Annotated in this window: 20 protein-coding genes and 2 riboswitches; of the genes, 9 read left to right on the top strand and 11 right to left on the bottom strand. The window is 62.6% G+C overall.

Features of this window, described 5'->3' with window-relative positions; genetic code table 11:
* The 4 genes from CQ12_RS07685 to CQ12_RS07670 form a co-directional block, all read left to right on the top strand.
* Positions 1 to 610: CbtA family protein (locus CQ12_RS07685; RefSeq protein WP_245309785.1), on the top strand; the 610-nt coding region annotated here is incomplete at its 5' end.
* Between the two features lie 43 nt (positions 611 to 653).
* Positions 654 to 855, top strand: a riboswitch (cobalamin riboswitch).
* Between the two features lie 31 nt (positions 856 to 886).
* Positions 887 to 2,965, top strand: coding sequence for a TonB-dependent receptor plug domain-containing protein (locus CQ12_RS07680; RefSeq protein ID WP_057834735.1), 2,079 nt, complete (start codon positions 887 to 889; stop codon positions 2,963 to 2,965).
* Entirely contained in the window at positions 2,959 to 3,981 is a 1,023-nt protein-coding gene (locus tag CQ12_RS07675) for a FecCD family ABC transporter permease (RefSeq protein WP_057834734.1), read from the top strand. Before CQ12_RS07680 ends, CQ12_RS07675 begins: the two co-directional genes overlap by 7 nt.
* Positions 3,978 to 4,757 (top strand): ABC transporter ATP-binding protein, encoded by a 780-nt coding sequence (locus CQ12_RS07670; RefSeq protein WP_057834733.1) that lies wholly within the window; start codon positions 3,978 to 3,980, stop codon positions 4,755 to 4,757. Before CQ12_RS07675 ends, CQ12_RS07670 begins: the two co-directional genes overlap by 4 nt.
* Positions 4,758 to 4,770: 13 nt before the next feature.
* Here CQ12_RS07670 and cobD read toward each other — a convergent pair whose 3' ends face one another.
* Complete coding sequence (gene cobD, locus CQ12_RS07665; protein ID WP_347337419.1) at positions 4,771 to 5,733, bottom strand: threonine-phosphate decarboxylase CobD; 963 nt, start codon at positions 5,731 to 5,733, stop codon at positions 4,771 to 4,773.
* Here cobD and CQ12_RS07660 point away from each other — a divergent pair.
* The gene (locus CQ12_RS07660) at positions 5,722 to 6,639 is read left to right on the top strand and encodes an ABC transporter substrate-binding protein (RefSeq protein WP_430642194.1); all 918 of its coding nucleotides are present in this window, start codon (positions 5,722 to 5,724) and stop codon (positions 6,637 to 6,639) included. The two genes, cobD and CQ12_RS07660, sit on opposite strands and share 12 nt — an antisense overlap.
* Positions 6,639 to 7,610 (top strand): adenosylcobinamide-phosphate synthase CbiB, encoded by a 972-nt coding sequence (gene cbiB, locus CQ12_RS07655; protein ID WP_057834732.1) that lies wholly within the window; start codon positions 6,639 to 6,641, stop codon positions 7,608 to 7,610. The genes CQ12_RS07660 and cbiB overlap by 1 nt, the downstream gene beginning before the upstream one ends.
* On the opposite strand, the gene CQ12_RS07650 is transcribed toward cbiB, so the two are convergent.
* From CQ12_RS07650 to CQ12_RS07625, 6 genes are read right to left on the bottom strand one after another with little or no spacing between them, the layout of a single operon-like run.
* On the bottom strand, positions 7,583 to 9,070 hold the full coding sequence (locus tag CQ12_RS07650) for a cobyric acid synthase (RefSeq protein ID WP_057834731.1): 1,488 nt from the start codon (positions 9,068 to 9,070) through the stop codon (positions 7,583 to 7,585). The genes cbiB and CQ12_RS07650 overlap by 28 nt on opposite strands.
* Entirely contained in the window at positions 9,070 to 9,708 is a 639-nt protein-coding gene (gene cobO / locus CQ12_RS07645) for a cob(I)yrinic acid a,c-diamide adenosyltransferase (protein ID WP_057834730.1), read from the bottom strand. Before cobO ends, CQ12_RS07650 begins: the two co-directional genes overlap by 1 nt.
* The gene (gene cobN, locus CQ12_RS07640) at positions 9,705 to 13,415 is read right to left on the bottom strand and encodes a cobaltochelatase subunit CobN (protein WP_057834729.1); all 3,711 of its coding nucleotides are present in this window, start codon (positions 13,413 to 13,415) and stop codon (positions 9,705 to 9,707) included. The genes cobO and cobN overlap by 4 nt, the downstream gene beginning before the upstream one ends.
* 14 nt (positions 13,416 to 13,429) lie before the next feature.
* Complete coding sequence (gene cobW, locus CQ12_RS07635; protein WP_057834728.1) at positions 13,430 to 14,443, bottom strand: cobalamin biosynthesis protein CobW; 1,014 nt, start codon at positions 14,441 to 14,443, stop codon at positions 13,430 to 13,432.
* A 17-nt stretch (positions 14,444 to 14,460) separates the two neighbouring features.
* Complete coding sequence (gene cobU, locus CQ12_RS07630) at positions 14,461 to 14,979, bottom strand: bifunctional adenosylcobinamide kinase/adenosylcobinamide-phosphate guanylyltransferase (RefSeq protein ID WP_057834727.1); 519 nt, start codon at positions 14,977 to 14,979, stop codon at positions 14,461 to 14,463.
* Positions 14,976 to 15,428, bottom strand: a complete 453-nt coding sequence (locus tag CQ12_RS07625) for a DUF1636 domain-containing protein (protein ID WP_057834726.1) — start codon at positions 15,426 to 15,428, stop codon at positions 14,976 to 14,978. Before CQ12_RS07625 ends, cobU begins: the two co-directional genes overlap by 4 nt.
* A gap of 110 nt (positions 15,429 to 15,538) precedes the next feature.
* A riboswitch (cobalamin riboswitch) is annotated at positions 15,539 to 15,729 on the bottom strand.
* A 221-nt stretch (positions 15,730 to 15,950) separates the two neighbouring features.
* On the opposite strand from CQ12_RS07625, the gene CQ12_RS07620 reads away from it, so the two are divergent.
* Both CQ12_RS07620 and bluB read left to right on the top strand, forming a co-directional pair.
* The gene (locus tag CQ12_RS07620; RefSeq protein WP_083519173.1) at positions 15,951 to 17,279 is read left to right on the top strand and encodes a cobyrinic acid a,c-diamide synthase CobB; all 1,329 of its coding nucleotides are present in this window, start codon (positions 15,951 to 15,953) and stop codon (positions 17,277 to 17,279) included.
* Positions 17,279 to 17,983, top strand: coding sequence for a 5,6-dimethylbenzimidazole synthase (gene bluB / locus CQ12_RS07615; protein ID WP_083519172.1), 705 nt, complete (start codon positions 17,279 to 17,281; stop codon positions 17,981 to 17,983). Before CQ12_RS07620 ends, bluB begins: the two co-directional genes overlap by 1 nt.
* A gap of 16 nt (positions 17,984 to 17,999) precedes the next feature.
* Here the strand turns inward: bluB and CQ12_RS07610 are convergent, their stop codons facing one another.
* From CQ12_RS07610 to CQ12_RS07600, 3 genes are all read right to left on the bottom strand, one after another.
* Positions 18,000 to 21,104 carry a DEAD/DEAH box helicase gene (locus CQ12_RS07610; RefSeq protein WP_057834725.1) on the bottom strand — a complete coding sequence of 1,035 codons (3,105 nt, stop codon included), beginning with the start codon at positions 21,102 to 21,104 and terminating at the stop codon, positions 18,000 to 18,002.
* 494 nt (positions 21,105 to 21,598) lie between these two features.
* On the bottom strand, positions 21,599 to 22,369 hold the full coding sequence (locus CQ12_RS07605) for an SDR family NAD(P)-dependent oxidoreductase (RefSeq protein WP_057834724.1): 771 nt from the start codon (positions 22,367 to 22,369) through the stop codon (positions 21,599 to 21,601).
* Positions 22,370 to 22,412: 43 nt separating this feature from the next.
* Complete coding sequence (locus CQ12_RS07600) at positions 22,413 to 23,588, bottom strand: phosphotransferase (protein ID WP_057834723.1); 1,176 nt, start codon at positions 23,586 to 23,588, stop codon at positions 22,413 to 22,415.
* 304 nt (positions 23,589 to 23,892) lie between these two features.
* Between CQ12_RS07600 and CQ12_RS07595 the strand changes: the two genes are divergently transcribed.
* Positions 23,893 to 25,086 (top strand): ABC transporter substrate-binding protein, encoded by a 1,194-nt coding sequence (locus tag CQ12_RS07595; protein WP_057834722.1) that lies wholly within the window; start codon positions 23,893 to 23,895, stop codon positions 25,084 to 25,086.
* A gap of 60 nt (positions 25,087 to 25,146) precedes the next feature.
* On the opposite strand, the gene CQ12_RS07590 is transcribed toward CQ12_RS07595, so the two are convergent.
* Positions 25,147 to 26,337 (bottom strand): CaiB/BaiF CoA transferase family protein, encoded by a 1,191-nt coding sequence (locus CQ12_RS07590; RefSeq protein ID WP_057834721.1) that lies wholly within the window; start codon positions 26,335 to 26,337, stop codon positions 25,147 to 25,149.
* Between the last annotated feature and the right edge of the window lie 122 nt (positions 26,338 to 26,459).

The raw sequence follows: 26,459 nt of genomic DNA, 5'->3' as shown, positions 1-26,459 counted from the left end.
GGCGCCGAAAGCCGGTGCCAAACCGGCGGGCGAATCCGCCAAGGGGCATGCGTCCCACGATCACGCCTCTCACGAACATGAGGCCACTGCCTGGAAACCCACGGAAGGATTGCAGCGCAACGGCCTGACGGCTGCCGCCAATATTCTCACGGCAATTGGATTTTCGCTTCTGCTGACCGGCTTCTATGCCTTGCGCGGCGGCGTGGACCGGCACGAAGCATTGTTGTGGGGCCTGAGCGGCTTTGTGGTCTTCACCGCCGCGCCGGGGCTTGGATTGCCGCCCGAGCTCCCGGGCGCACCGGTCGCTGCGCTCGGCGCACGTCAGCTTTGGTGGACCATGACCGCGTTGGCAACGGCAGCCGGCATGGGTCTCATTTTCCTGCATCGTGCCGCCTGGGCCACCGTACTGGGCTTCGGCTTGATCGTCCTACCGCACCTCGTCGGCGCGCCACAGCAGCCCGGCGCGCATAGCGACGTTCCCGATGCGCTCTCACACCAGTTCGTAGTGTCCGTGACGATTACGAACCTGCTGTTCTGGGCGTTGCTTGGGTGCCTCACCGGAGTTTTCTTTCAAAGGTTCTCCGCACGATCGTCCGGAGCCTCATCGTAAGCGTGGGTCGACGCCAATGGTTGCGTCGGATGTCGCGCTGTGCTTCGTTCCATCCGTCATCGGTGCCTTCGCGTAGAAGGTGAAACGGGAATGCGGTGCGGGGAAACGCCCCCAATGCCGCAGCTGCCCCCGCAACTGTAAGCGGCCATTCTCGGTCCAACGTGCCACTGAACCTGCATTGGTTTGGGAAGGCGGACCCGGAGACGACCGCGAGCCAGGAGACCGGCCGATGACCAAGCTCAACCCGTTCGACGGTGGGTCGAAGGAAAGGTGGTCATGTGGTTTTCTAGGTTTGCCGCGGGCTTCGCGGCGTTATTTGGCCTGTTTGGCCTTCCCGAAGCGGCGATCGCCCAGTCGGATCCGCAGAAACTTCCAGAGGTCGTTGTCGAACCCCAGCCGTCGGCCAGGCCGGCCAGGCCCGCTCGCCGAACGGACAACGCAGCGCGCACAAGACAGGCGGCGCCGGCCAAGCCCGATCCCTCGCCGCCGCAACCGTCCGAACTGGTGATCACACCGGACCGAACGCCGGAGCCGCTCAGCCGAACAGGAAGCGACGTCAGCGTCGTCAACAAGGACATGATTGCAACCGCCAATCCGGGGTCCGTGGTCGACGCCTTGCGAACCGTTCCGGGTCTCGACATCACCGAAAGCGGCGGCCCCGGCGCGACGACGAACATCCGGCTGCGCGGCGCCAACACCGGCCAGACCCTGGTGATGATCGACGGCATTCGCGTCAACGATCCGACCGCCGCCAGCGGCGATTTCGATTTCGCGATGCTGATGCCGAGCGCGATCGAGCGAATCGAGGTGTTGAAGGGACCGCAAAGCGCGCTCTACGGCTCGGACGCGATCGGCGGTGTCGTCAACATCATCACCAGGAAAGGCAGCGGCCCCGCCCAATTCAATGTCAGCACCGAGGGCGGCAGTTATGGCACCGCCGCCACCAACGGATCGGTGACCGGCTCCGCCGGTCCGTGGTCATACGCTTTTGCCGGAGGCGGACAACACAGCAACGGGTTCTCGCGCTTTGGCTATCGCATTCCCTCACTCGAGGCCAAGTATGGCCCGCTCGAGCGCGACGGCTTCGATCGCGTCGGCGGCTCGGCGCGTATCGGCTACGATGCCGGAGAAGGTGTGCGGCTGGAATCCGGAATTCTTTCCTCATTCACGCGATCCGCCTATGACGCAGCGACCGGGGCATTTCCCGACACGCCTTCGAGCGCCACGCGGCTGCTCCAGCAGGTCTGGGGACGCGCCTCGTTCGATACGCTCGACGGAATCCTGAATCATAGCTTCAACGTGTTCGAGACCCACATCGACCGCTCCTTCAACGAGGTGAGCTACAAGATCAACAAACTACCGCAGAACACGACATCGACCATTTCCGATTACATCGGCAACAGCGTCGGCGCCGAATACCAAGGCAATTTGAAGATGGGGCCGCTGGGATCGCTTGTTTTTGGCTCCAGGACACAACACGAAACCGCAAACACCTATTCCACCAGCCTGCTTCCGATTCCGGGGCCGCGGAAGCCGCAGCTCGCGGAAACGCAAGACACCAATTCGGTGTTTGCGCTGTGGCAGTTGCCGATCGGCGAGCGGCTGAACATCAGCCTTGGTGGGCGGGTCGACGACGTCGTCGACGTCGTCCGTTTCGAGACCTGGCGCGCGACTGCGGCTTACATGATTGCCGAAACCGGTACCAAGCTTCGTGCCAGCGCCGGCACCGGCGCCAAGGCCCCCACCCTGTATCAGCTCTACGCGCCAACCTACGGCAACAGTTCGCTCAGCCCCGAGCAGAGCTTCGGATATGACGCCGGAATAGATCAAACCCTGTTCAACGGCAGACTGACACTGTCGGTCACGGCATTCGCCAACAAATTTTCCAACCTGATCGAATTTTCGATCGATGCCGCCAATCCCCTTGGGCACTATGTCAACGTCACCCGCGCCGAGACCTCAGGCATCGAATTCGGGTCGGATCTCGTTATCCTGCCCGGATATCTGAAGCTGAAGACGGCCTATACCCATCTGCGTGCCGTCGATCTCAGGACCAATCTCACACTGCAGCGCCGTCCTTCTGACGTAGCCCGGCTTGCGCTGACCATTACGCCCACCGACAAATGGCTCATTGAGCCGCGCGTGCTCACGGTCTCCAAACGCTACAGCGGCGCCAACGAAACCAACCTGCTCGCTGCCTATACCCGGGTCGATCTCTATACCGAATACAAGATCGATTCCGTCTGGAAGGTTTTTGCGCGTGGCGAAAATATCCTGAACGAGCATTACCAGGAGGTGTTCAACTTCGGCACCACGGGTCCTGCCGTCTATGCCGGGGTTAACGCGACATGGTGAGTCAATCTGCAACGAAGCCGGCATACGCCACTACGGCCGGTCTTGTCGTACTGGTCGTGTTCCTGGCGCTGGTTTCGCTAGGAACAGGGCCGGTCAGGCTTTCGCCGGCCATCGTCATCGATGCCTTGTTCGGCGGAGGCAGCGCCGCGCAGCAGATCATCATTCGGGAAATTCGCCTGCCGCGCGCCATCCTCGCATCGGCGATCGGCGCTGTGCTCGGACTGTCCGGCGCGGCACTGCAAGGCCTGTTGCGCAATCCATTGGCATCGCCATCGCTGTTCGGCGCACCACAATCGGCAGCTTTCGGCGCGGTTCTGATGATCGCGCTGGGATGGGCGGACGTACGCTCCTATGCGCTACCGGTGGCCGGCATTGTCATGGCGTTTGTGTCGGTGTTCGTCCTGCTCAGCATCGCCGGCCGGAACGCCGGATTGCTGCTGCTGATTTTGGCGGGACTGGCGATCTCCAGCCTTGCGGGAGCGGCAACCGCTTTGACAATGAACCTGTCACCCAACCCGTTCGCCAGCCTGGAAATCGCGTTTTGGCTGCTTGGCTCGCTGGAGGATCGCAGCTTTCGCCACGTCATGCTGGCCATGCCGTTCATTGTGGCCGGCGCCGTCCTGCTATGGAGTCAACGCAGCGCCTTTCGCGCGCTAAGCCTCGGAGAGGAGACCGCGCAGAGCCTTGGCATCGATGTGACACGGGTGCGGCTCCTGGTCATCACCGGCGTCGCGCTGGGCGTCGGCGGAGCGGTGGCCGTTTCCGGAACCATCGGCTTCATCGGCCTTGTCGCGCCGCACTTGATGCGGCCGGTGGTCGGCTACGACCCGGCGCGATTGCTGCTGCCGAGCGCACTGACCGGCGCGGCGCTCCTGACGGCGGCCGACATCGCCGTGCGGATCATTCCCTCGAATACCGATATCAAGGTCGGCGTCCTCACCTCCATCATCGGCGTACCATTCTTTCTCTATCTGATCGTGCGGGAGCGCCGGGCATTGGCTGGAGGCGTTGAATGAACGGTGCACTTCTCAGGGCGGACAAGCTTGGCGTGACCCTGTCCGGCCGTGCCGTGCTGAAGGATGTCTCGCTGTCATTTTCAAGCCAGCACCTCGTGGCACTGGTCGGTCCGAACGGCGCCGGCAAGACCACGCTGCTGCGGGCGCTCGCCGGATTGGTGCCGTCGACGGGCAGCATCGAGGTCGGCGGCGAGCTGTTGTCGTCGCTGCCGTTGCGCGAACGCGCCAGGCGTTTTGGTTATCTGCCGCAGGGGCATGTCGTGCATTGGCCACTGCAGGTAAGAGATATCGTCGCGCTCGGGCGCTACCCGCGTGGTGCGACCGATCCGGCACGGCTTTCACCGGATGACGAAATTGCCGTAACTCGCGCGATGCAGGCGACCGACATCATGACGCTTGCGGCGCGGCGCGTCACCGAGCTCTCCGGAGGCGAACGTAGCCGCGTCGCACTGGCCAGGGTGCTGGCGGTCGAGGCGCCGATCGTGCTGGCGGATGAGCCGACGGCTTCCCTCGATCCGCGTTTCCAGATCGACGTGATGAAGAATCTTCGTAGCACGCCCGACCGCGGCGTTCTGGTAATCGTGGTCACCCACGATCTCGCGCTTGCCGCCCGGTTCGCCGACACCATTCTTGTACTGTCGAATGGCCGCCTCGTCGCGCAAGGCACGCCGGAGCAGGCCTTATCCGAAACCGTCATGGCCGATGTGTTCAAGGTGACGGCATATCGCGCCGACTACCAGCGCGAACAGGTGATCGTGCCATGGGCTGGCGTATGAGCGATGAATTTGGCTACTCGCCCTCGGCTAAGGCAGCGGACAAACGATGGAGAGCAGCTTCATCGGGCGGCAGGCCGAATCGAAGCAGGTCCTCATGTCCTTCAAAGCAGCGGCACCAGATATGCTGCCGGGCCAAGGTAGCGTGCCTTTTCAGAGCATCCCGATGACGCGCAAGACGGAACAGCGACGTACCGCCCGCGACTTCGAAGCCGGTCCTAGCAAGGACATCATCGAGTCTGTTCGCCTGGCGCTTCAACCTGTCGCGCGTGCCCTCGGCCCATTGCCGATCGGCCAGCGCAAGCGCCCCGATATGCAATGCCGGACCGGAGCAAGACCACGGGCCCAGCGCGGCGACGATGCGTTGCACGATCTCCGGCGCACCAATGGCGAAGCCGAGCCGCAGTCCGGCAAGGCCGTAGAACTTGCCGAACGAACGCAGGATCACAATCGGCAGTCCTTTGCAAACTGCGACGGCGCTGACGCTGGGTTCAACGTCGGCAAACGCCTCGTCCAGAACGAGCCAGCCTCCACGCTCGCCCAGCCGGGCAGCGAGCTGGACAATCGCGTCTGGGCTGACGACACGCCCATCGGGATTGTTCGGATTCACGATCACGGCGTGGCACACGCCTTCGGGCAGGTTGCCGGGATCATCCCATGCGACGACCTCGTGCCCTGCGGACTGCCACGTCAGCGCATGCTCGCCGTAGGTCGGTCCCATGATCGCGACCGGTCCGGGGGCGGCCAGCCTTGGCATCCATTGGATCAGCGCCTGCGTCCCCGGCGCGATTGCGATCTCGACACCGCCGGGCACCCGATAGGCTGTGCGGGCGACCGCGATGAGGTGGTCCTGGTCGACCCGCGAGGGCAAGCGTTGCCAAACCGCGGGTGGCAGGTCGGACGGTATCGGCCATGGCCATGGGTTGATGCCCGTCGACAGATCGAGCCATTGCTGCGGCGTGCCGCCATGGCGCGCCATCGCCTCCGTGAGATCGCCTCCATGTACTATCGACAACAAATGCCAATGCCTCGATCAACGCGCGCAACGATTTGCAACATGCTCCTCGCGGTGACGATGTTTATGGCAATCCACTCACAAAATAAAGCTGCTGCCGCCGAACTCCCGCGCATCGCGTCGATTAACCTCTGTACCGATCAATTGCTGGTGGCACTTGCCGACCCCACGCAAATTCTCGGTCTCAGCCCCTATGCGCGCGATGCCGTTCGCTCCTGGGATGCCGCCAAGGCCGCGCAATTTCCTCCATTGTCTGGTGGTGCCGAGGATGTGCTGATTGCAAACCCGGACGTCGTGGTGTCCGGCCGCTTCACCAAGCGCGCCACGCGCGAACTACTGAAGGAGAAAGGCTTTCGTGTCGTCGAATTCGACGTTGCCCGCTCCCTTGACGATGTGAAGAAGCATATCCGCCAGATGGGGGAGCTGGTGCGACATCCGGATCGGGCGGCGCGCGAGATCAGCAGGCTCGATGCGGCGGTCGCCCATGTCCGAGAGGTCGCATCGCGCAAACCTTACCGGGTGCTGGCGGTGTCGAGGCGCGGTTGGGTCGCCGGCAGCGATAGCCTGACAACTTCACTGCTCAGGACCGTTGGCTTGAGTAACGCCGCGGGCGAGTTGGGCAACAGAACGGGAGGCCTCGCCTCGCTGGAGGCCATTGTCAGTTTGAAGCCGGACTTCCTCCTGGTTTCCAGCAGCAGCGACCTTACCCAGGACGAAGGTGGCGCGTTCCTGCTCCATCCGGCGCTCGAGCGTTTCTATCCCGCGACGAAGCGTATCGTGATCCCGGAAAAGCTGACCGCTTGCGGCGGACTTACATTGATCGATGCGCTGGAACGCCTCGCCTCCGAGCTCGAACGCGTGACCCGCTGATGCTGATCTGGGGTGACACGCTCTTCGTCGTCATCGCAGCCCTGGCGTTCGATGCCGTCATCGGCGATCCCGATTGGCTGTGGCGGCGGTTGCCGCATCCGGTAACCTGGTTCGGGTCCCTGATCGCCCTGCTGGACCGTCTGCTCAATCGCGACGCCTGGCCGCCATTGCTGCGCAGGATTGCCGGCATTGCCACCATCGCCGTGCTGGTCGCAATAGCCGGAATTGCCGGCTTGTTCCTCACCGAGATGACGCGGCACGTCACGGGCGGAAACGTGATGCTTGCCCTCATCGCATCGGTCTTTATCGCGCAGCGCAGCCTCTACCAGCACGTCAGCCGGGTACGCATGGCTTTCGCATCCGACGGGCTCGCCGGGGCCCGCATCGCGGTTTCGATGATCGTGGGACGAGATCCCGATCAACTCGACGAAGCCGCAGTAAGCCGCGCGGCGATCGAATCCGCCGCGGAGAATTTTTCGGACGGCATCGTCGCACCGGTATTCTGGCTGGCGCTGCTGGGGTTGCCCGGGCTCCTCGCCTACAAGGCCATCAACACGGCGGATTCGATGATCGGTCACCGCTCGGAGCGCTATCGGTGGTTCGGCTGGGCGGCCGCGCGGCTCGATGACCTCGTCAATCTCGTTCCGGCCAGGTTATCCGGACCGTTGATCGCCGTTGTTGCCCCGGTAGCGAACGGATCGGTTGCGACGTCATTTCGGGTAATGATCCGCGATGCGGCCCATCACCGATCGCCGAATGCCGGCTGGCCGGAGAGCGCGATGGCCGGCGCGCTCGGGATCGCGCTCGCCGGGCCGCGCCGCTACGCCGAAGGTCTCGTCAACGACCCCTTTCTCAACGACGGCGCGCGCGCGGCGGCGACGCCTGACGATATCAGGCGCGCGCTGCACTTGCTCGTCGCAGCCTGCCTGCTGCAGGCGGCGATCTACGCCGCGCTCGCGCTGCTGCTGTGACGGCTATGGGCAATCTTCAAGATCTGATCGATGTCCAGATGCATTTCCAGATGATCGGCCAGCGCGTCAAGCGCCGATTCGATCTGCGCTTCATAGGCGAGACTTGACGCGATCCCCAGATCAGCCAGCCACTTCTTGCGAAAGGCGTCGCCGGTGAACAGACCGTGGACGTAGGTCCCCTCCACGCGCCTGTCAGCGGATATTGCGCCATCCGGCCGACCGTCGATCATGATCAGCGGCCGCTCGCAATCGCGGCCTTCGCTGCGGCCGAGGTGGATTTCGTAACCTTCAACATCGGCGCCGGTGGTGCAGTGGGTGCCCCGGACAAGCGTGGTCGACTTGTCGGCGCTCATCACGGTCGCGATATCGAGCAAACCAAGGCCCTCGACAATGCCGGGCGCGCCGTCGACGCCTTCGGTATCGGCGATGGTCTTGCCGAGCATCTGATAGCCGCCGCACAGACCGAGCACGCGACCACCGCGACGGACATGCGCCTTGATGTCGATGTCCCACCCCTGCGCGCGCAGAAACGCGAGATCCCCGATCGTTGACTTGCTGCCGGGCAGGATGATCACGTCGGCATTGCCGGGGATCGCCTCGCCCGGCCGGACGAAGATCAGTTTCACGCCGGGCTCCATGCCCAAGGGGTCAAGGTCGTCAAAATTGGCGATTCTGGCGAGTACCGGCACCGCGATAACGCGCGTGGACAACGATGCGTGGATACGGTCGAGATCAACCGCGTCTTCGGCGGGCAGCCAGGCCACCTGCGGCAACCATGGCACGACGCCGAGCGACGGCCAGCCGGTCAGGCGCGTCACCGCGACGAGACCCTGATCGAACAGACTCACATCGCCGCGAAACTTGTTGATGATGAAGCCGCTGATACGCGCCCGCTCCTCCGGCTCGAGCACAAGATGCGTGCCGGCAAGGCTCGCAATCACACCGCCACGATCGATATCGCCGACGAGCACTACGGGAACGTCGGCTGCCGACGCGAATCCCATATTGGCGATGTCGCCGGACCGAAGGTTGACCTCCGCGGGGCTGCCGGCGCCTTCCACCAGAACGAGGTCGGCCTGATCGGCAAGCAGCGAGAAGCTCTCCAACACCGCGGGCAGCAGCGCCGCCTTTTTGTCGAGAAAGCTCTTGGCACGAAGCGTACCCCAGCGTTTGCCCTGAACGATGATCTGGGCACCGGTATCGGTCTCAGGTTTCAGAAGCACCGGATTCATATGTACGCTCGGCGGCATCCGCGCGGCGCGGGCCTGCACCGCCTGGGCCCGCCCGATCTCGCCACCATCCACCGTAACAGCGGCATTGTTCGACATGTTCTGCGCCTTGAACGGCGCCACCTTCAGGCCACGCCGTACCAGCGCCCGCGCCAGCCCCGCCACAAGCGTCGACTTTCCGGCATTGGAGCCGGTTGCCTGGATCATCAACGCAGGTGTACGCGTGTTCATCAGAACTCGATGCCTTTCTGGCCTTTGATCCCGGCGCGAAATGGATGCTTCACCAGCGTCATTTCGGTGACGAGGTCGGCCATCTCGATCAACGCCGGCTTGGCGTTGCGGCCGGTGATGACGACGTGCTTGTCCGCCGGCTTCTCGTCGCGGAGGAATTTCAGCACCGATTCGAGATCGAGATAGTCATATCGCAGCACAATGTTGAGCTCGTCCAGCAGCACCAGGCGATGCCGGTCGTCGCGGATCATCTCCTTGGCACGCTCCCAGCCGGCGGAGGCGGCCGCGATGTCCCGCTCGCGATCCTGTGTGAGCCAGGTGAAGCCCTCTCCCATGATGTGGAGCGTCACCAGATCCGGGAACGTTCTCAGAAGCTGCGCTTCGCCGGTGTTCCACTCTGGCGATTTGGTGAACTGCACGATACCCACGGGAAAGCCGTAGCCGATATGGCGAAAGACCATACCCAGCGCCGCTGAGGTTTTTCCCTTTCCTGCGCCGGTATGGACGATCAGCAAGCCCTTTTCGCCGGTCTTGGTCGCCATGATCTTGTCGCGCGCCGCCTTGTGCTTTTGCGCCTTCTCCTTGTGGCGCGCGTTTTCGGCGTCATGATCGTTCGGCACAGTTGAAGGGTCGTTCATGCGATTTCCCGTTGCTGGTTCGGCAGAAGTTCGGCGATCAGATCACGCGCGCGATTGGAACGTGGCGTCCACAGCCCGCGGCGCATCGCCTCGGCAAAGCGGGCGGCCGTTTCATGCAGGGCTGCGGGATTGGATACGCGCATGAATTCGCGGACGCCCTCGTCCTCGAGGTAGGACGCGAACAATTGATCGAAATGATGATTGGCGACGGCGTCAGTCGAGGCGGCGAAGCCAAACAGATAGTCCACGGTAGCGGCGATTTCGAAGGCGCCCTTGTAGCCGTGGCGCATCACGCCGCGAATCCATTTCGGGTTTGCGGCGCGGCCACGCACGACGCGGGAGATTTCGTGGGACAACGGCCGCGCCAGCGGCGCCTCGGGTCGAGACGTATCGATATGGGCGATGCGTGGTGCGGCGCCGCGCAGGGTCTGCACGGTGGCCGCGAGGCCTCCCATGAACTGGTAATAGTCGTCGGAGTCGAGAATATCGTGTTCGCGATTATCTTGCGCCTGCGCGACGAGGTCGGTGTCCTTGAGCCTATCAGCGAAATCATCGCGCGCGGCTTCACCCTCGGTCCCACTGCCGTAGGCGTAGCCACCCCAGGAGAGATAGACGTTGGCGATGTCGGATCGCGTGTCCCAACCGCCCTCGTCCATCAGCGCCTGCAATCCTGCGCCATAGGCGCCGGGCTTTGAGCCGAAGACGCGGTAGCTCGCTTGCCGCTCGGCGGCGGCACCGTCGAGGCCGGCGGCTTCGAGCGCAAGTTTTTTTGCGCGAACATTCGCGGCGATTGGATTTGCCTCGGCCGGCTCGTCCAGCAGAGAAATCGCCCGGATGGCCGATCCAATGATGTCCATCTGCGTCGGAAACGCATCTCGGAACAGGCCCGATACACGGAAGGTGACATCGACGCGCGGACGCTTCAGCTCGGACAGCGGCGTGATCGCAAAACCGGTCACCCGGCCGGAGGTCTTCTCCCATAGCGGGCGCGCGCCGATCAGCGCCAGCGCTTGGGCAACGTCATCGCCGCCGGTGCGCATATTCGAGGTACCCCAGGCCGATAATGCGATCGAACGCGGCCACTCGCCGGCTTCCTGCCAATAGGATTCGACCAGCCGCTCGGCGGAAAGCCGGCCGATGCGCCATGCCGACGGCGTCGGCACGGCACGAACGTCGACCGCAAAGAAATTTCGACCGGTCGGCAGCACATCGGGCCGCCCACGCGTCGGCGCGCCGGAAGGACCGGGCCGAATGAAACGGCCATCGAGCCCCGCAAGGAGTGCCGCCATCTCGGCATCCCCGGAGCGGTCAATGGCCGGGCGCAAGGCTGTATCGATCCAGTCCAACACCGCGCGCGTAGTCGTCCATGCGGAGTCGATGTCGTGCTTGCCGGTGACCAGTGCCAGCGCCAGCGCTTCGATGCGCTCGACCGTGTCGCCAACCGTGCGCCATGGACCATTCCCGAACCCGGCAAGGGCGTTCGGGCGCGCGCCGGCATAGTCATCGACCAGATTGCGCGTCAGCGGATCGAAATCGCCGAGGCCGAGATCGCCCGCCAGTGCGCGATGCAGCGAGGCATCCTGCATTTTCAGATCCGAGCGCGGCAGCCGGGCAATCGATACCAGGAGGTCGTTACGTTGTGGCCCGGAGGGTGCGCGACCGAACACATGCAGGCCGTCGCGGATCTGCATCTCCTTGAGGTCGCACAAATGCGCATCGAGCGCGCGCAGCGCCTCCGCCGTCGGGGTGTCCCTGTTGACATTGACGTCGGCATCCAGCCGTTGGGCGCGTGCCAGCGACAGGATGTCCTCCGCAATGGCATCGGCGCGCTTGGGGTCGAGATCGGCGGCAAGCGTGAATTCATCGACCAGCGACTCCAGCCGCGCCAGATCATCGTGCAACTCGGCGCGCGTCATCGGCGGCGTCAGGTGATCGACGATCACGGCGCCGGCACGGCGCTTGGCCTGGATACCTTCGCCGGGGTCATTGACGATGAACGGATAGAGATGCGGCAGCCGACCCAGCACGGCTTCCGGCAGGCAATCCTGCGACAGGCCAGTGCTCTTGCCCGGAAGCCATTCGAGATTGCCATGCTTGCCGAGATGAACGACCGCGTGCGCGTCGAATTCTCGCCTGATCCACAGATAGAACGCGAGATAGTGATGCGGCGGCACCAGATCGGGGTCGTGGTAGCTGCTTTTCGGATCGATATTATAACCGCGCGCAGGCTGAACGCCGACGATGATGTTGCCGAAACGATGCACGCCAAGGCGAAAAGCACCATCGACGACATGCGGATCCTGCTCGGCGCGACCCCATCGCCCCTCAACTGCGCGCCTTACAGTGTCCGGCAACGCCGCCAAAGCAACGTGGTAGTCCGCCAGCGACCATGTCACGCCGTTTGCGCGCGCGGCGCGCTGCTCGAGCGCATTGGTAGGCCCCTGCTGCAGCAGTTGCATCATGGTTTCAGCGGTGACAGGCGCCTCCGCCGTATTGTACCCCGCCCTTCCCAAGGCATCGAGAACATCAATCAGGCTTTGCGGCGTATCCAGGCCGACGCCGTTAGCCAACCGGCCGTCGCGGTTTGGATAATTGGCAAGGATCAGTGCCACCCGGCGCTTGGCTGCAGCTTCACAGCGCAGCCGCACCCAGGCCAGCGCCAGATCGGCCGTCGCATCGACCCGATCCCGGAGCGGGCGAAACGCTGTCGGCGTAAAGTCGCCCACGCTGTCAACGCGTTCCTTGAAAGCGATGACGTTCGCGAAGATGCGGCCATCGACTTCGGGCAACACGACATTCATGGCGAGATCCCGTGGCGCCAGGCCTCGCGTCGAAGCCTCCCACGAGGCTTGGGATATGCCGGCCTGCGCCACCTGCAGGACCGGGCAACCTGACGCCGCCAGCACGCCGGCATCGTCGTTCGCGGTCGCCGTCGCAAACGCCGTCGCATTGATGATGATGTCAGGCGGATAGGCTGCCAGCGCCGTCTGCAAGAACGCTCCCGATCGTCCGTCTTTCAGGCTGGTGACGAACAGGCAGACCGTATTGAGCCCGCGCGCATTGAACGCCTCGCGCAGCATGTCGATGCCGGCGGTATCGCCACCCGCTACCAGCGCGCGATAGAACACGACGATTGCATTGGAGCGATCGGAATTTGGCGGTTCACCGCCCCAGAACCCCGCTGGAGGCATCGGCCGCGCCGCTGGCGGGGCCTCACCTCTGCCGATCAGGTGCGCCGCGAAGCGAAGCGCCAATTGGGCATTTTCGACGCCGCCTTCGGTGCAGTAACGCCATAACGCGTGCGTGCTGTCGCGATCGAGTGTTCCGCGCGCGGCCAGCGACGCATTCCAATCCATCTCACCGGGAATACAGGCGAACAGCGAACCTCGACGTAATGCATCGCTCCGCAGGCTCTCGACGCCGTGCGGCCAGTAGCTTTCGCCACCCAGCATGCGCAGCACGACGATTTTGGCCTCGCTCAGCGTACGCTCGACAAAGGCATCCACCGACGCAGGATGCCCCAGCGCCAACAGATTGGTCAGCCGCACCGTTGGAAAGCCGTCCGGCATCGCTGCGTGGGCGATGCCAAACGCGGCGAGATCGCTGTCCGCCGCCGACAACACGACGATGTCGGCGGTAGCCTGTCCGAGATCGCGCGCGACATCGCCATCGTCGATGCCGCCTGAGGTGTCGAGCTTGAGATGCATTGGGTTCTCGCGGATTACTCCACCAACGCCCGCCGCACGGCGGTTCCGTCAAATCCCTTGAGCCCGATCACGACGAGACGCTCGGCCTGCTTCGCGTCGGGCCGGCCGAACACCAGATCGACGCGGCTGCCGACAGCCTGCACCACCAAGGGCGCGGCCTTGTCCGAGACTCGCGCATGGCCCTTGACGCGCAACACGCCTTCGAGACCGAGCGCGTCGCTGATCCGACCACGCATCTCGTCGACGCTGAGGGCGACCGACGGCTTGACGACGATGCTGTCGAAATCGTCGTGATCATGTTCTTCATCCTCGCCGTGATGGCCGGCGCGGGCTGCCATGTCCTCCTCGGCCCCGGCGTTCATTCCGATCAGCACCGCGGGCGCCAAGGTGCCGGTCGAACGGACGATATTGACTCCCGGGCGGAGCGCAGCCTTCAACCGAGTTTCAATATCGGCAAGCGCCACTGATGACACCAGGTCGCTCTTCGAGAGCACGACAAGGTCGGCACAGGCCAATTGATCTTCAAACACCTCCTCGATCGGGTCGTCATGGTCGATGGAATCATCTGCGGCGCGCTGATCTGCGACCGCGTCCTCATCGAGCGTAACCCGACCTTCCGACAGCGCCAGCGCATCGACGACGGTAACGACACCGTCAACCGTGGCGCGCGTTTTCACCGCCGGCCATGCGAATGCCTTCAGCAAGGGTTGCGGCAACGCCAGGCCTGAAGTCTCGATGACAATGGCATCGAGCGGCTGGTCGCGCCCCAACAGCAGATCCATTGTCGGAATGAAATCATCCGCCACGGTGCAGCAGATGCAGCCATTGGTGAGCTCGATGACGTCTCCCGGTGCGCAGGCGTTCGCTGCGCATTCTTCCACGAGGCCGCCGTCGAAACCCGCGTCGCCGAATTCATTGACGACGACGGCGATGCGGCGTCCGTCGGCCTGGGTCAGCAGCGAGCGCAGCAAGGTGGTCTTGCCAGCGCCAAGAAACCCAGTCAGCACGGTAACCGGAACACGCGACATATTCATTCTCCTTGAGATTAGCGCTTGAGCCAGAGCGGAAGTCCGGCTGCCATGAACACAACTTGCGGAACGGCTGCCGCGACCACCTGGTTCAGTCGCCCCTGCGCGTCGCGAAACGCGCGGCCGAGCGGCGTTTCCGGCACCAGCCCAAGACCGACCTCGTTCGAGACAAAAACGACAGGATGCTTTGCGACGCCGAGAAATTGCGTCAAACGACGGGCTTCGACCTCCGGATCGCGCCCTGCGAACATCAGGTTTGATAGCCACAGAGTGAGACAATCCACCAGCACGACGCGATTGCGGCTGGCTTCGCGCGTCAACGCGTCGACCAGCGCCAGCGGCTCTTCAATGGTGATCCAGCCCTCGCCACGGCGGGCGCGATGCAACGCAATCCGGCTCTTCATCTCCTCGTCGCCGGCGGTAGCCGTCGCAACATAGACCTTCGTCAGCGCGCTGGCGCTTACCAGCGATTCTGCAAACGCAGATTTGCCGGAGCGAGCGCCACCCAGCACCAAAGTCGTCACCAGATCCGTCATTTCGGTGCGCGTCCGTCGTCCGGTGACCAGCGGATGGGAGGTACCCGCGCCACCATGCCCTTTCGCAGCACCTCGGCACGTTCCCGCCAGGGGACCAGACCGAAATCGGATTTCTGGTAGGATTGCACGAAGGATATCAGCGCCGCAGTCCCGCTTTCGGTCTGCAGATCGCCAAACAGGAATGTATATCCGTCGGGACTCGTGACCGCCACCGTCGCCGGGCGCTTGCAAACGCTGAGGCATTGCACCGGGCGGACGGCAACGTTGGCGTCGTCTTTTCCGATCGCAGCCTGGACCGCGGCGTACATCTCCGGGCCGACCACGGCACCGCCATCCGCAGTCTTGCAGGTGATGCAAACACTCACGACGACGGGCCTGTCAGGCAGGTTGGCCTGCAGCTGTTCGATCAAGACTTGATTAGCGGGTTGAGTAGCGCTGTCGCGATCCATCAGTTGCTCGTATCATGGCCTTGCGGCCGCGAGCTTTGTTGGGTCGCGCGCGACGGCAAACGGCGCCATCGGGCTCGCTCCCGTCCGGTGCACCCCGCCCAGACGCCTCCAAAGCACAGTTCGTGATGGCAGGTCTCCTGGCTCGCGAGTCACTGCCCGTAGCCGCCTTCCCGGGAAATCCCAGTGGCACCGGCGCGGGCTCGTCGCTTACAGTTGCGGGGGCAGCGCCGGCGTTGACATTTGTCGCACCGGCTTCCCTTTTCACCTTCCTGGCGGAAGGACCATCGCTGATGACGCTAACCGCCAGAGATGCCCCGGTCAACGGCGGTTGACCCATCAGCAGAGTTGCGTCAGGTACCGCATTGACAAGGAAGAACCTGATGTCCAACGCAGCCGCCGAACTTTCCGAAGCACAATCAAATACTTGCGGATGCGCTTCGCGCACGGATCGACCACAAGGCGAAGCTGCTGCGATCGCAGGCATATTCGTCCGTCGCAAGCGGCGTTCGGTCGGCGCGTAGAATGATGGCTGCCCCTTCCCCACGTGGTCTCATGATAGCTGCTCCTCGGTCCGGCAGCGGCAAAACGACTTTGACGATCGGACTTCTCCGTGCTTACCGAAGAAGTGGAATTCGCGTGGCCGGCGCCAAATGCGGACCGGACTATATCGATGCGGCCTTTCATGGTGCCGCTTGCGGCCAGCCTGGCGTCAATCTCGATAGCTGGGCGATGAAACCTGGCCTGATCGCACAGCTTGCAGCCGAAGCTGCGAGGGACAGCGATCTGTTGATCTGCGAAGCGTCCATGGGCTTGTTCGATGGCGTTCCCGTTCAACCCGGTCGCAGCGGCTCATCCGCGGACGTGGCTTCTGCGCTCGGCCTTCCCGTGGTGCTGGTGCTCGATGTCAGCGCGCAATCGCAATCTGCGGGAGCCATCGCGAAGGGATTTATGACCTTTGATGAGCGGGTGAAGATTGCTGGCGTCGTTCTGAACCGCGTTGCCAGCGAAAGGCATCTTCGCCTGGTAAGTGATGGAATTTCCAAACTTGCAGTTCCGATCCTGGGCAGCTTGCCAAGATCCAACGGCATGGCGCTGCCGGAGCGCCATTTGGGTTTGGTACAGGCCGGCGAAACCCCGGAGTTGGAAAGCAAACTGGACGCAATGGCGGAGTTCGTGGCCCAACACGTGCAGATGGACAAGCTCTTTGGATGCGCAGAAGCATTTCTTCCTTCGCAGACGGGCCCATACGCGCCAGCGCTGCAGCCGCCAGGACAGCGCATCGCGATCGCTCACGACGACGCGTTTTCTTTTACATATCGTCATATCCTGGATGGCTGGCGCAACAGCGGCGCGGAAATACGAACATTCTCCCCGCTTGCTGATGAGGCGCCGCCAACTGACTGCGATATTTGCTGGCTGCCGGGTGGATATCCGGAACTTCACGCCGCTCAAATTGCCTCGGCGCGCCATTTTCTTGAGGGGCTGCGACATTTCGCGACCATCAAGCCCGTTCACGGCGAATGCGGCGGCTACATGGTCCTGGGCGAGACCCTGACTGACGCGGCGGGAACAACCTATCCAATGGCTGGACTTCTCGGCGTTCAAACGAGCTTGTCCAAACCGAAAATGCGTCTCGGCTACAGGGAAGCGCGCCTTGCAGCCTCCGGGTGCCTCGGTCCCGTGGGAACAAAGCTGAAGGGACACGAATTCCATTATGCTGACGTCACTTCTCATGGTTCGGACGAGCCGTTCGCCTTTGTCAGCGACGCCTACGGCAGCGATTTCGCACCCACCGGAAGCCGCCGTGGCCGGGTGACCGGCAGCTTCTTTCACATCATCGCGGAAACCTGATGCCCTACCCTGACCAGGAAAACGTTACGAGCCGCGAGCTACTGGCCGGTGCAAACATTTCGGCTCCGACTCCGCCCGTCTTCGATGAACTATTTCAGGCACAATTTGCGCAACTTGTCGCATGGCGCCGTGACGTGAGACGCTTCCGCAGTGACACGGTCAAGGGGGAGACGATCGATGCCTTGCTGGATCTCATGCAACTTGCGCCCTCCGTCGGCAACAGCCAGCCCTGGAGATGGGTGAACGTCGAAAGCAAAGATGCAAGAGACAGAATCCGGGAGGACTTCGCGCGTTGCAACGCGGAGGCGCTTGCCTCTTATGAAACGGACCGTGCAATCGCTTACGCACGGCTTAAGCTGGAAGGGTTGCAGGTCGCGCCCGTGCAATTTGCCGTATTCTGTGATCAGAGCACGGACCAGGGGGCTAATCTCGGGCGCCGCACCATGCCGCTGACGCTCGAATATTCGGTCGCTGGCATGCTCGCGACGTTCTGGCTTACAGCTCGGTCTGTTGGGCTTGGCGTAGGCTGGGTTTCAATCCTTGACCCGGTCCATGTCGCGAAAGTCCTGCAAGTCTCCGAAGACTGGAAATTCATCGCCTACCTGTGTGTCGGGTGGCCGCAGGAAGAACACATCGATCCAGAACTCGTCAGGCATGGCTGGCAGGATCGCACGGCCGCGGGACGGGCTGTCATTACGCGATGAAAGTGAGTCGCCGCGATCACTCGTCAAGAACGTCGAGGAAGCCTTCGACCTTTCCAAGCGGCCCCTCGCGATCCTTGCCGATGTAGACGACCCGATCGCCGTCGCGTTGCAGGGAACGCGCCCTGGATTTCCGAAGCCGTCCCGGCAAGAACGTCGCGGCCACGGCATCCGCTCCGACATCAAGCCTTATGATTCCTCTTCGCCTGCAGTCGATCCTGAGCCTTGCTGCGGCAAAGAAATCGCTTGCCGCCGGAGGCAATCTGCCAAAGCGACGGGAAGTCTCCTCCTCGAGGTCGTCAAGTTCGTCTTCGCTTGGACACCTGGCGGCACGGGCGTAGATTTCCAGTCGAACCGCCTCCGACTGCACGTAGCCTGCCGGCAACATGTCCGGGATCGGCAGGTTGAGGTCGGGCACCCACAGGTCGGCTGCCCTGTCGTCTGCTTTCTCCGAGGCCAGTTTCAGAAGGTGGCTATAGAGCACCGGTCCGAACACCTGGACATGCCCCGACTGCCGTTCGGAAAGCAGATCCCCCGCTCCCCTGAGATCCAGATCCCGCGCGCTGATGGCAAAACCTGCGCCTGGCCTGTTGAACTCCTCCAGAACAGCCAACCGCTTCTCGGATCGCTCCGAATCGGAATCGGTCAGCAGATACGCAAACGCACGTATCCCGCCGCGTCCTACTCTTCCTCTGAGCTGATGGAGTTGAGCAAGACCGAACCTTTCGGGCCAACAGACAACGATGGTGTTGGCCCGGGGAATATCGAGACCGCTCTCCACGATGTTGGTCGCCAGCAGAACGTCCGCCCTGCCTTCGACGAAGCTCATCATTCGGTCGTCTATTTCGTCGGCAGGCAACTTGCCATGCAGACAGACGATGCGGAGATCCGGGGCCATCGACTGAACGCGCGCCAGCATCGGATCGAGATCCTGAATACGCGGACAGATCAGGAAGCTTTGTCCATGGCGCCTTTGTTCGCGCAGCAACGCCGCGGCGATTGCGGCGTCCGAAAGCGGAGCGACCTTGGTGACGACCGGAAGTCGATGTACGGGCGGAGAGGCAATGACGCTGAGATCCCTGAACCCGGCGAGACCTGCCGCAAGCGTCCGCGGGATCGGCGTGGCGCTCATCCAAAGGGCATGAATGCTCTTGGCCAGCCCGGAAAGTTTTGCCTTTTCTGCCGCGCCAAAATGCTGTTCCTCGTCGATGATGACGAGGCCGAGATCGGCAAACTTCACGTCCTTCGAGGCGAGAGCCTGCGTTCCAACCACGACCTTCAATTTTCCGCTCTTCAGCCCCTCCTTCACCTCTCTCGTCTGCGCGCCAGAATCGGTCCGCGACAAACTTCCCACTTCGATACCGAACGGAACGAAACGCTTGCGGAAAGTCGCGACATGCTGTCTTGCCAGGACCGTGGTCGGTACTGCGATCGCGACCTGCTTCCCTGACAACACCACCGCGGCCGCAGCTCGCAACGCGACCTCGGTCTTGCCGAACCCGACGTCGCCGCAAATGACCCTGTCCATGGGATGGCCCGACGCGAGATCATCCAGAACGTCCCGAATGGCCTTCGCCTGGTCGACCGTCGTGAAATAGGGAAAACGCGCGACGAACCTCTCATAGACGGGCCCCCGGGGTACAAGTTTCTGGGCTCGCCGGCGGCGTCGCTGGCTGATGTGCTTGGCGAGCTGCTTGCCGGCGATCTGGATTTCGTTCTCCGCCTCGGTACGCCGGGTCCACCACGTACTTCCATCCGCCTTGTCGAGGGTCAGCTCGCCAAGCTCCGACGCGTATGGCCAGATCATGGCGAGGTCGGCGGGCGGAACGAGAACGGCATCGTCTCCCGCAAATGCGAGCCTGATCAACTCGCGCGAGGACCCGCCCCCCGTCGCCACGGTCTGCAAGCCGTCGAGCAGGGCCAGTCCTCGCTGCAGATGCACGACCACCGTACCCTGCTCCGGCACATCTGCGTGGTCGAAAGCCGCACTCCAGTTCCTGGCCAGGGGCTGCGGATGATGGGCCCTGCTGCCCAGCACATCGGAAGCCGTCACGACGACAAGAGGTTTCCGGCCAGGCACGACAAAACCCCTGTCGAAGTCGGCCAGCAGCGCCGCCTCACGGTTACGTCCGGCCGTCGCCTCGTCCCAGTCCGCAAAGCGCTCCGGCTTGACCCCACTCATCCGCTCCATCACGCGCAGGTCGTCCGCCTGCGCTGCCACGAAAACCAATCGCGAGCCGTCGCGTCGCGCCTCGTCGACGAACGCGCGGAGCGCCTTCCTGGGCGATGCGACCTGCGAAAAGTCCGGCGTGGGAGCGAAGGATGCCTTTTGCGGCAACACATTCATACGTTTGGTCGCCTGCTTCCATTCGCGAGTCCCGAGGTATTCGCGCTCTCTATCCGTGCGACCGGCCGCCTCCTCGATCGTGCCAAGCCAGCTATCGGCGTGCGCTGAAACCCCTGCATCCGCTATCCACCTGGCTCGACCGCAATAGTCGAACAGGGTCGAGCGCTTTCCGCGCACATTCCCGAACGCCAGCCGCTCCGACATCGGGTCGACGAGAAGCTCTTTCGTCTCGAAAACGATGTCATGTTCTATTGGGTTGAACGCCACGATCCGGCGTATCACCCCGCCGGAATGCTCTACTCTGAACGGTCCCAGTGCGCCGGCCGGAAAAATCTCGAATGTCTTCCCGTGAAACAGCGCGCCGCCGGGATAGTCCGCCTCGTCATCGAGATCGTATCCGAGCGCCTCAAGCCGCGCCCGAAGATCTCGTTCGGAAAACGCCGCGCCCACCTTCAAACGGAGGATGACACGGGGCCAACTCGCCGGCGCAGGCAGGCGCTCCATCACGGCCTCTGCCGTGGACACAAGCAGGATCGGCTTCTCGGGCTTGGCAAGGCGCCGCAAGACCGAGCTTCGTCTACCTGCGATTTCGTGCGACGGCTCCAACTGATCGAACGGCAGCGTATTCAGTCTCGGAAACACCAGCACATCGCACGAAGGAGCGAGCGCATGAATGACGGCACCAAGCCGCTCGGCCCTGTTCTCGCTTTCAGCCAGAAAGACGAGGCCTTTGCGACCCGACTTCCTCCACTGCGCGAGCAGATGGAGCGCCATCATGCCCAGCGGCGATGAAGAAGAGATCGCGGTCCGCTGTAGAGAACTCTTTCGCTTCGCTGCCTTGCTGGCCACGCGCGCTTTGCTGGAACGACCCACGTTGAATCCGTCATTGATTCGCGACCAGCAGAGGCTGATGGCGAGTATTGCTTTGAACAGGCCCGCCCCGATATGGGAGCTGTGCCTCGGGCTGCGTACATATGCGAATTTGGCTGCAGACGCACGCGTCCAATCAAATCGTCCCATAAAACATCGCCTGGGGTGCGGAGCTACCGAGAATCTCGGAGTTTGCGTGGCTTCTTTGGCGACATCATGGGCCTCCGCATGGATAAGCTGCCAGCCCCTGGATCGTTCACCGTGGCGCAACCCGTTACGCGCAATTCCACGACGCCGGACGCCCCGGGCCGCCCAAGCTTCTGCGGACGTCGCGCCACTCCTGCAACGCCCAACTTGCGTAAGCCGACCGCCTGTTTGTCCTTCGGACGATGCCGCTTGAGCTAGACGGAGATATGATAACCGCCGTCCACGGCAATGTGCTGGCCGGTGATGTAAGACGCGGCATCCGAAAGCAGGAAACATACCGGCTTGACCGCTTCCTCCGGCGCAGCCCAACGCCCCATCGGAATCCGCGCCAGTACGCCGTCGCGAAACTTGTCGCCCCTGATCGTTTCGGTCATCGGGGTTTCGACGACGCCGAAGCATACCGAATTCGTTCGAACACCGAATTTCGACCATTCCTTGGCGGTCGACATCGTCATGCCCAACAGGCCGCTCTTGGCCGCAGCATAGTTTATCTGCCCGATGGAACCGGCTCTTCCGGCGTCGGACGAAATATTCACGATGGATCCCGGATTTTCGCGGCCGGCCTTTCCCTGCGCAAGCATGATGCGACCGACCGCCTGGGTCCACAGGAACGCTCCGGTCAGATGCACGGAGATGACCTCGCTCCATTGCTGCAAGGTCATTTTTTCGATCATCGCGGGCCGCGTGATGCCGGCATTGTTGACAAGGCCGTCAATGACGCCGACGCGGGACTTGAGATCACTCACCGTCGTTTCAGTGAACTCCGGATCAGCCACGTTACCGACATAGGGAAGTAGCTGGCCATTCGTTGTCGCGGCAAATGCATGAAGCTTGTCACCGTTAAGATCGACACCAACGACGCGCGCTCCCAGGGAAATCGCCAAATTCGCGATCGCCTGCCCGATCCCCTGGGCCGCTCCGGTAACGATAATCGTCTTCCTATCCAGTGACATCACATCTTGCATGGATCACTCTTTCCGGCATTCCTGATCGGGTACAACCAGCATCCTATAAACTGTCGATGGAATCCAGATCTGCCATCGCCGTCGTTATGCGTTCGATCATGGTCAGCGTGGTCTCCTCCGGCTGCATGTTCGGCAGCAACGGCGAATGACACAGCGTAATCGTCCACATCAGGAGCGCGTGTACCATTTGCTCCCTGTAGTGTCGAAAGCTCTCGTCGAAATCCGGTTTGGAGCGTGTGAGTTCGGCAAATCGTTCGAGATAGCGAACCAGCAGATCCCTCTCCCACTTGCGGCGATCATCCGGCGTCAGCGCCGCCGTCACCGCGTAGGCGAAGTCCCGGGACCAATGGCCGCGTGACAGGCACTGCCAGTCGCATAGCCCCATCTTTCCCGCAGCTGTCCGGTACCAGTTCCCGATATGCACGTCTGAATGGATCAGGCCCTGCCCCTCGCCTTCGTGGACGGCGAGCGCACGCATGGCCGCCGGCCACACCTTGTCACGCTGCGCCATCACCGTTTCGGGAATGACGTGCGAAGCGGCTTCGAATGCCTTCCGGGTGTAATGCTCCAGGTCCATCTTCTCGGCGCCGATCGTGAACCATCTCGGGTAACCGGCGACGAAGCGATATCGCGTTGCAAGCTCGCGATCGCCGTGAAAGCGCGCATGCAGCGCGGCCAGCACATCGACCATGTCATCCGCCATCTCGCGGGTAACGTAGGTCCGGTGATTGCAGAACGTCGCAGACTTTGTCGCCACGAGATCTTCCAGCAACAGGATCGAGGCAAATGTCCTGCGGTCGAAGGCGGCATGGTAGCCCACAGGTGCCTCGATCTGCAGCAACGGCCGAAGCTGGACGAAGAACTGGCCTTCCACCCGTGCCGTGCCGTTGAAACCGCCGATCATGCGTGTGACGACACTCGGCAGCGACTTCGTGAAGATCGAGCCCGGCAAGCCGGCCCGGCGGCCCGCTTCGTTATAGGTGAGCAGCAGCCGGTGCCGCTCGTGCGTTCCGGCGCTGGCCGGCTTGATCTCGACCTGCGTCACCATGGCGCCAGGATGCTTTTCGCAAAGGACAGCCGTCAGCCATTCGGGTGTGATCGCGCGCGGCGCGCAAGGTACGTCGTCACGCTGCCGTGCCTTCGGCCTGACGAGGCGCTCGAACGCAACGCGTCCTCCGATTCTCAGCGCAGCCAAAGCCGTCGCGCCTGATGCACCCATGTTTCCTCCTCAGCCGACGACAATAGCGCATCGCTCCGGCAAACCCCATGACGAAGCGCTGGCAGCCGTCATCGCATTTTTAGTACACTATATTACGATATGTAGCACAGCCGGATCAGCAAGCAAGGCAAAGCTCGATCTGCCTCCTCACGCACCGCGCTCTTGCGCCGCAACAACAAGGTCCAAAGAAACCTTGCAGCCCGCCATTTCCGTTTTATAGTATATGGTATATGTGTGTACTGATTAGATACCCGCTCGCGCTGGCGACGGGTTCGCACACTCACAAAACAACAAGGGGGAAAGCATGAAGATACCGGCACTGGTCGTCATTTCGACCTTGTTCCTCGGCGGCTCCACCGCTGTGGTTGGCGCGGCTGAAAAGAAGTATGGCCCCGGCGTCAGCGACACCGAAATCAAGATAGGCCAGACCGTGCCCTACAGTGGACCGGCCTCGGCCTTTTCGAGCTATGGCCGCGTCATGACCGGCTATTTCCAGATGCTCAACGAGAAAGGCGGCATCAACGGCCGCAAGGTGAATTTGATTTCGCTCGACAATGGGTTCAGTCCGCCGAAAGCCATCGAACAGACCCGGAAGCTGGTCGAAAGCGATGAAGTCCTCGCCGAGGTCGGCACCGTCGGCACGGTTCCCAATATCGCCGTCCAGAAGTACCTCAACCAGAACAAGGTCCCGCACATCTTCATCTCGGCGGGCGGCCGAAGGTTCAACGATCCGCAGAACTTCCCCTGGACCGTGCCGTTCTATCCGCCGTTCGAGATGGAGGGCGCCACCTTCGGGCAATTCATCGCCAAGAAGCTGCCGAACGCAAAGATCGCGGTCCTCTATCAGAACGACGATTACGGCAAGGATTATCTCACAGGCTTCAAGCGAGGGCTGGGTACCGGGACCGCCAAGATCGTGGCCGAGGCAACCTACGAGATCAGCTATCCCACCGTCGATTCCGAGGTGATCCAGCTCAAGACCTCCGGCGCCGACACGCTGGTCTATTTCACGACGCCAAAATTCGCCGCCCAGGCGATCAAGAAGGCAAACGAGCTGAACTGGAAGCCGGCCCAGTTTCTGGCCAGTCCGGTAAATTCCGTGCAGGGCGTGCTGACCCCTGCCGGACTGGACAATGTCCAGGGCGCCTATACGACGCAGTTCACGAAGCAGGCCGGCGATCCCGCCTGGGCACAGGATCCGGAAGTCGTCGACTATATTGCCTTCATGAAGAAGTGGGCACCGAATGACAGCCCGAACGACTTCATCGCGCTCTCCGGTTACGTCAACGCACAGGCCATCGCGCTGGGGCTGAAGCGCTGCGGCGACAATCTGACGCGCGAAAACCTGCTGACGCAGGCAACGACCTTCAACAAGGAACGCGTCGGCATGCTGCTTCCGGGAATCGAGCTCACCAACTCCAAGGAAAACTACGCTCCCTACCGCACGCTGCGCATGGCCGTCTTCGAGAAGACGTCATGGAAGCTGCTGGAGGAGTGACTGGAACACTGGGGGCGAGACACCAAGCGTCTCGCCCTCGATCGACCGGCGACCGCTCGCTCAACCGACCACGTCTTCTCGGCGCAATTCATCGATGGCTGCCGGCGACAGACCTGCCTCCTGCAGGATCTCGTCGGTATGTTGTCCCGGCATCGGCGGCGGCAGGCCGGCGCTGCGTTCCTCTCCGACGAATGTCACGGGATGACCCACGCAGTTGAGCCGGCCGGCTGCGGCGTGATCGTACGGCATGATGAGAGGATTAGCCTTGGTGTGCGGATGCGCGAGGAGCTGAGCTATCGTATTGATCGGCGAACAGGGAATGCCGACGGCGTTGAGCGCCGTGTTCCACTGTTCGACCGTCCGCGACGCGATCGCTAGTTGCACATGGCCTAGTGTTTCAGCGCGATGGACGACCCTGTCCGCATTGGTGCGAAACCTGGGATCGTCGACGATCGCATCGAGGCCGGCGACCGCGCAGAACTTGCGCCAGAGATTATCGTTGGCGACCCCGATCATGATCGGTCCGTCGGACGCCTCGAACGCCTGGTAGGGACAGAGCGATTCATGGCTGGAGCCGCATTTGGCGGGTTGCACGCCGCGCTCCCAGAAGGTCTGCAGATTGTAGCTCAGGAGCCCGAGCGCGGTATCGAATAGCGACACCTGTATGGATGCGCCCTTGCCGGACTTTTCCCGTGCGAGAAGGCACGCCAGAATCCCGCTGAAGGCGTGTACGCCGGTCATCTGGTCGATCGGTGAAATCGGGCTTCGGATGTAACCGCCGCCCTCATCCCCCGTCATCGACATGATGCCGCTGAATGCCTGCAGGATCACGTCATAGCCCGGTGAATTCTTCAGAGGCCCCGTCCGGCCGAACCCGGAGATGCTGCAATGGATCAGACGATCGTTCAGCGCGCGCAGGCTGTCGGCGTCGATTGCCAGGCGTTCGGCGACGCCCGTGCCAAAACTCTCGATCGCGACGTCGGCCGATCGTGCAAGCTCGTGCACGAGCGCCCGTCCCTTTTCCGATTTCATGTTGATCGCAATGCTGCGCTTGTTGCGGTTGGCGCTCAGAAACACGGTGCCCAGCCCCGGCGCTGGAAATGGCGGCCATCCCCGCGTCTCGTCGCCCTGCCCTACCGCTTCGACCTTGATGACCTCCGCGCCGAGATCGCCGAGATATTGCGCACAGAGCGGCCCGGCGAGCACCTTTGAAAGATCAAGAACCCTGACACCGTCGAGAGGCTTGGCCACAACGTCTCTCCTTTGCGTGCGCTTCGTCTAACCCAAGCCAGCGGCGAACAAGCCGCCGAGGTAAGCGGGAAAGCCTTCCTTTGTTACGAGCAAATAGTCGGCGGCCCGGCGCTCAGCCTCGT

Origin of the sequence: Bradyrhizobium jicamae, from assembly GCF_001440395.1 — a bacterium.
In the GTDB taxonomy this organism is placed as follows: domain Bacteria; phylum Pseudomonadota; class Alphaproteobacteria; order Rhizobiales; family Xanthobacteraceae; genus Bradyrhizobium; species Bradyrhizobium jicamae.
Note: the sequence above shows the minus strand (reverse complement) of the source record. Positions and strands in the feature narration are given on the sequence as shown.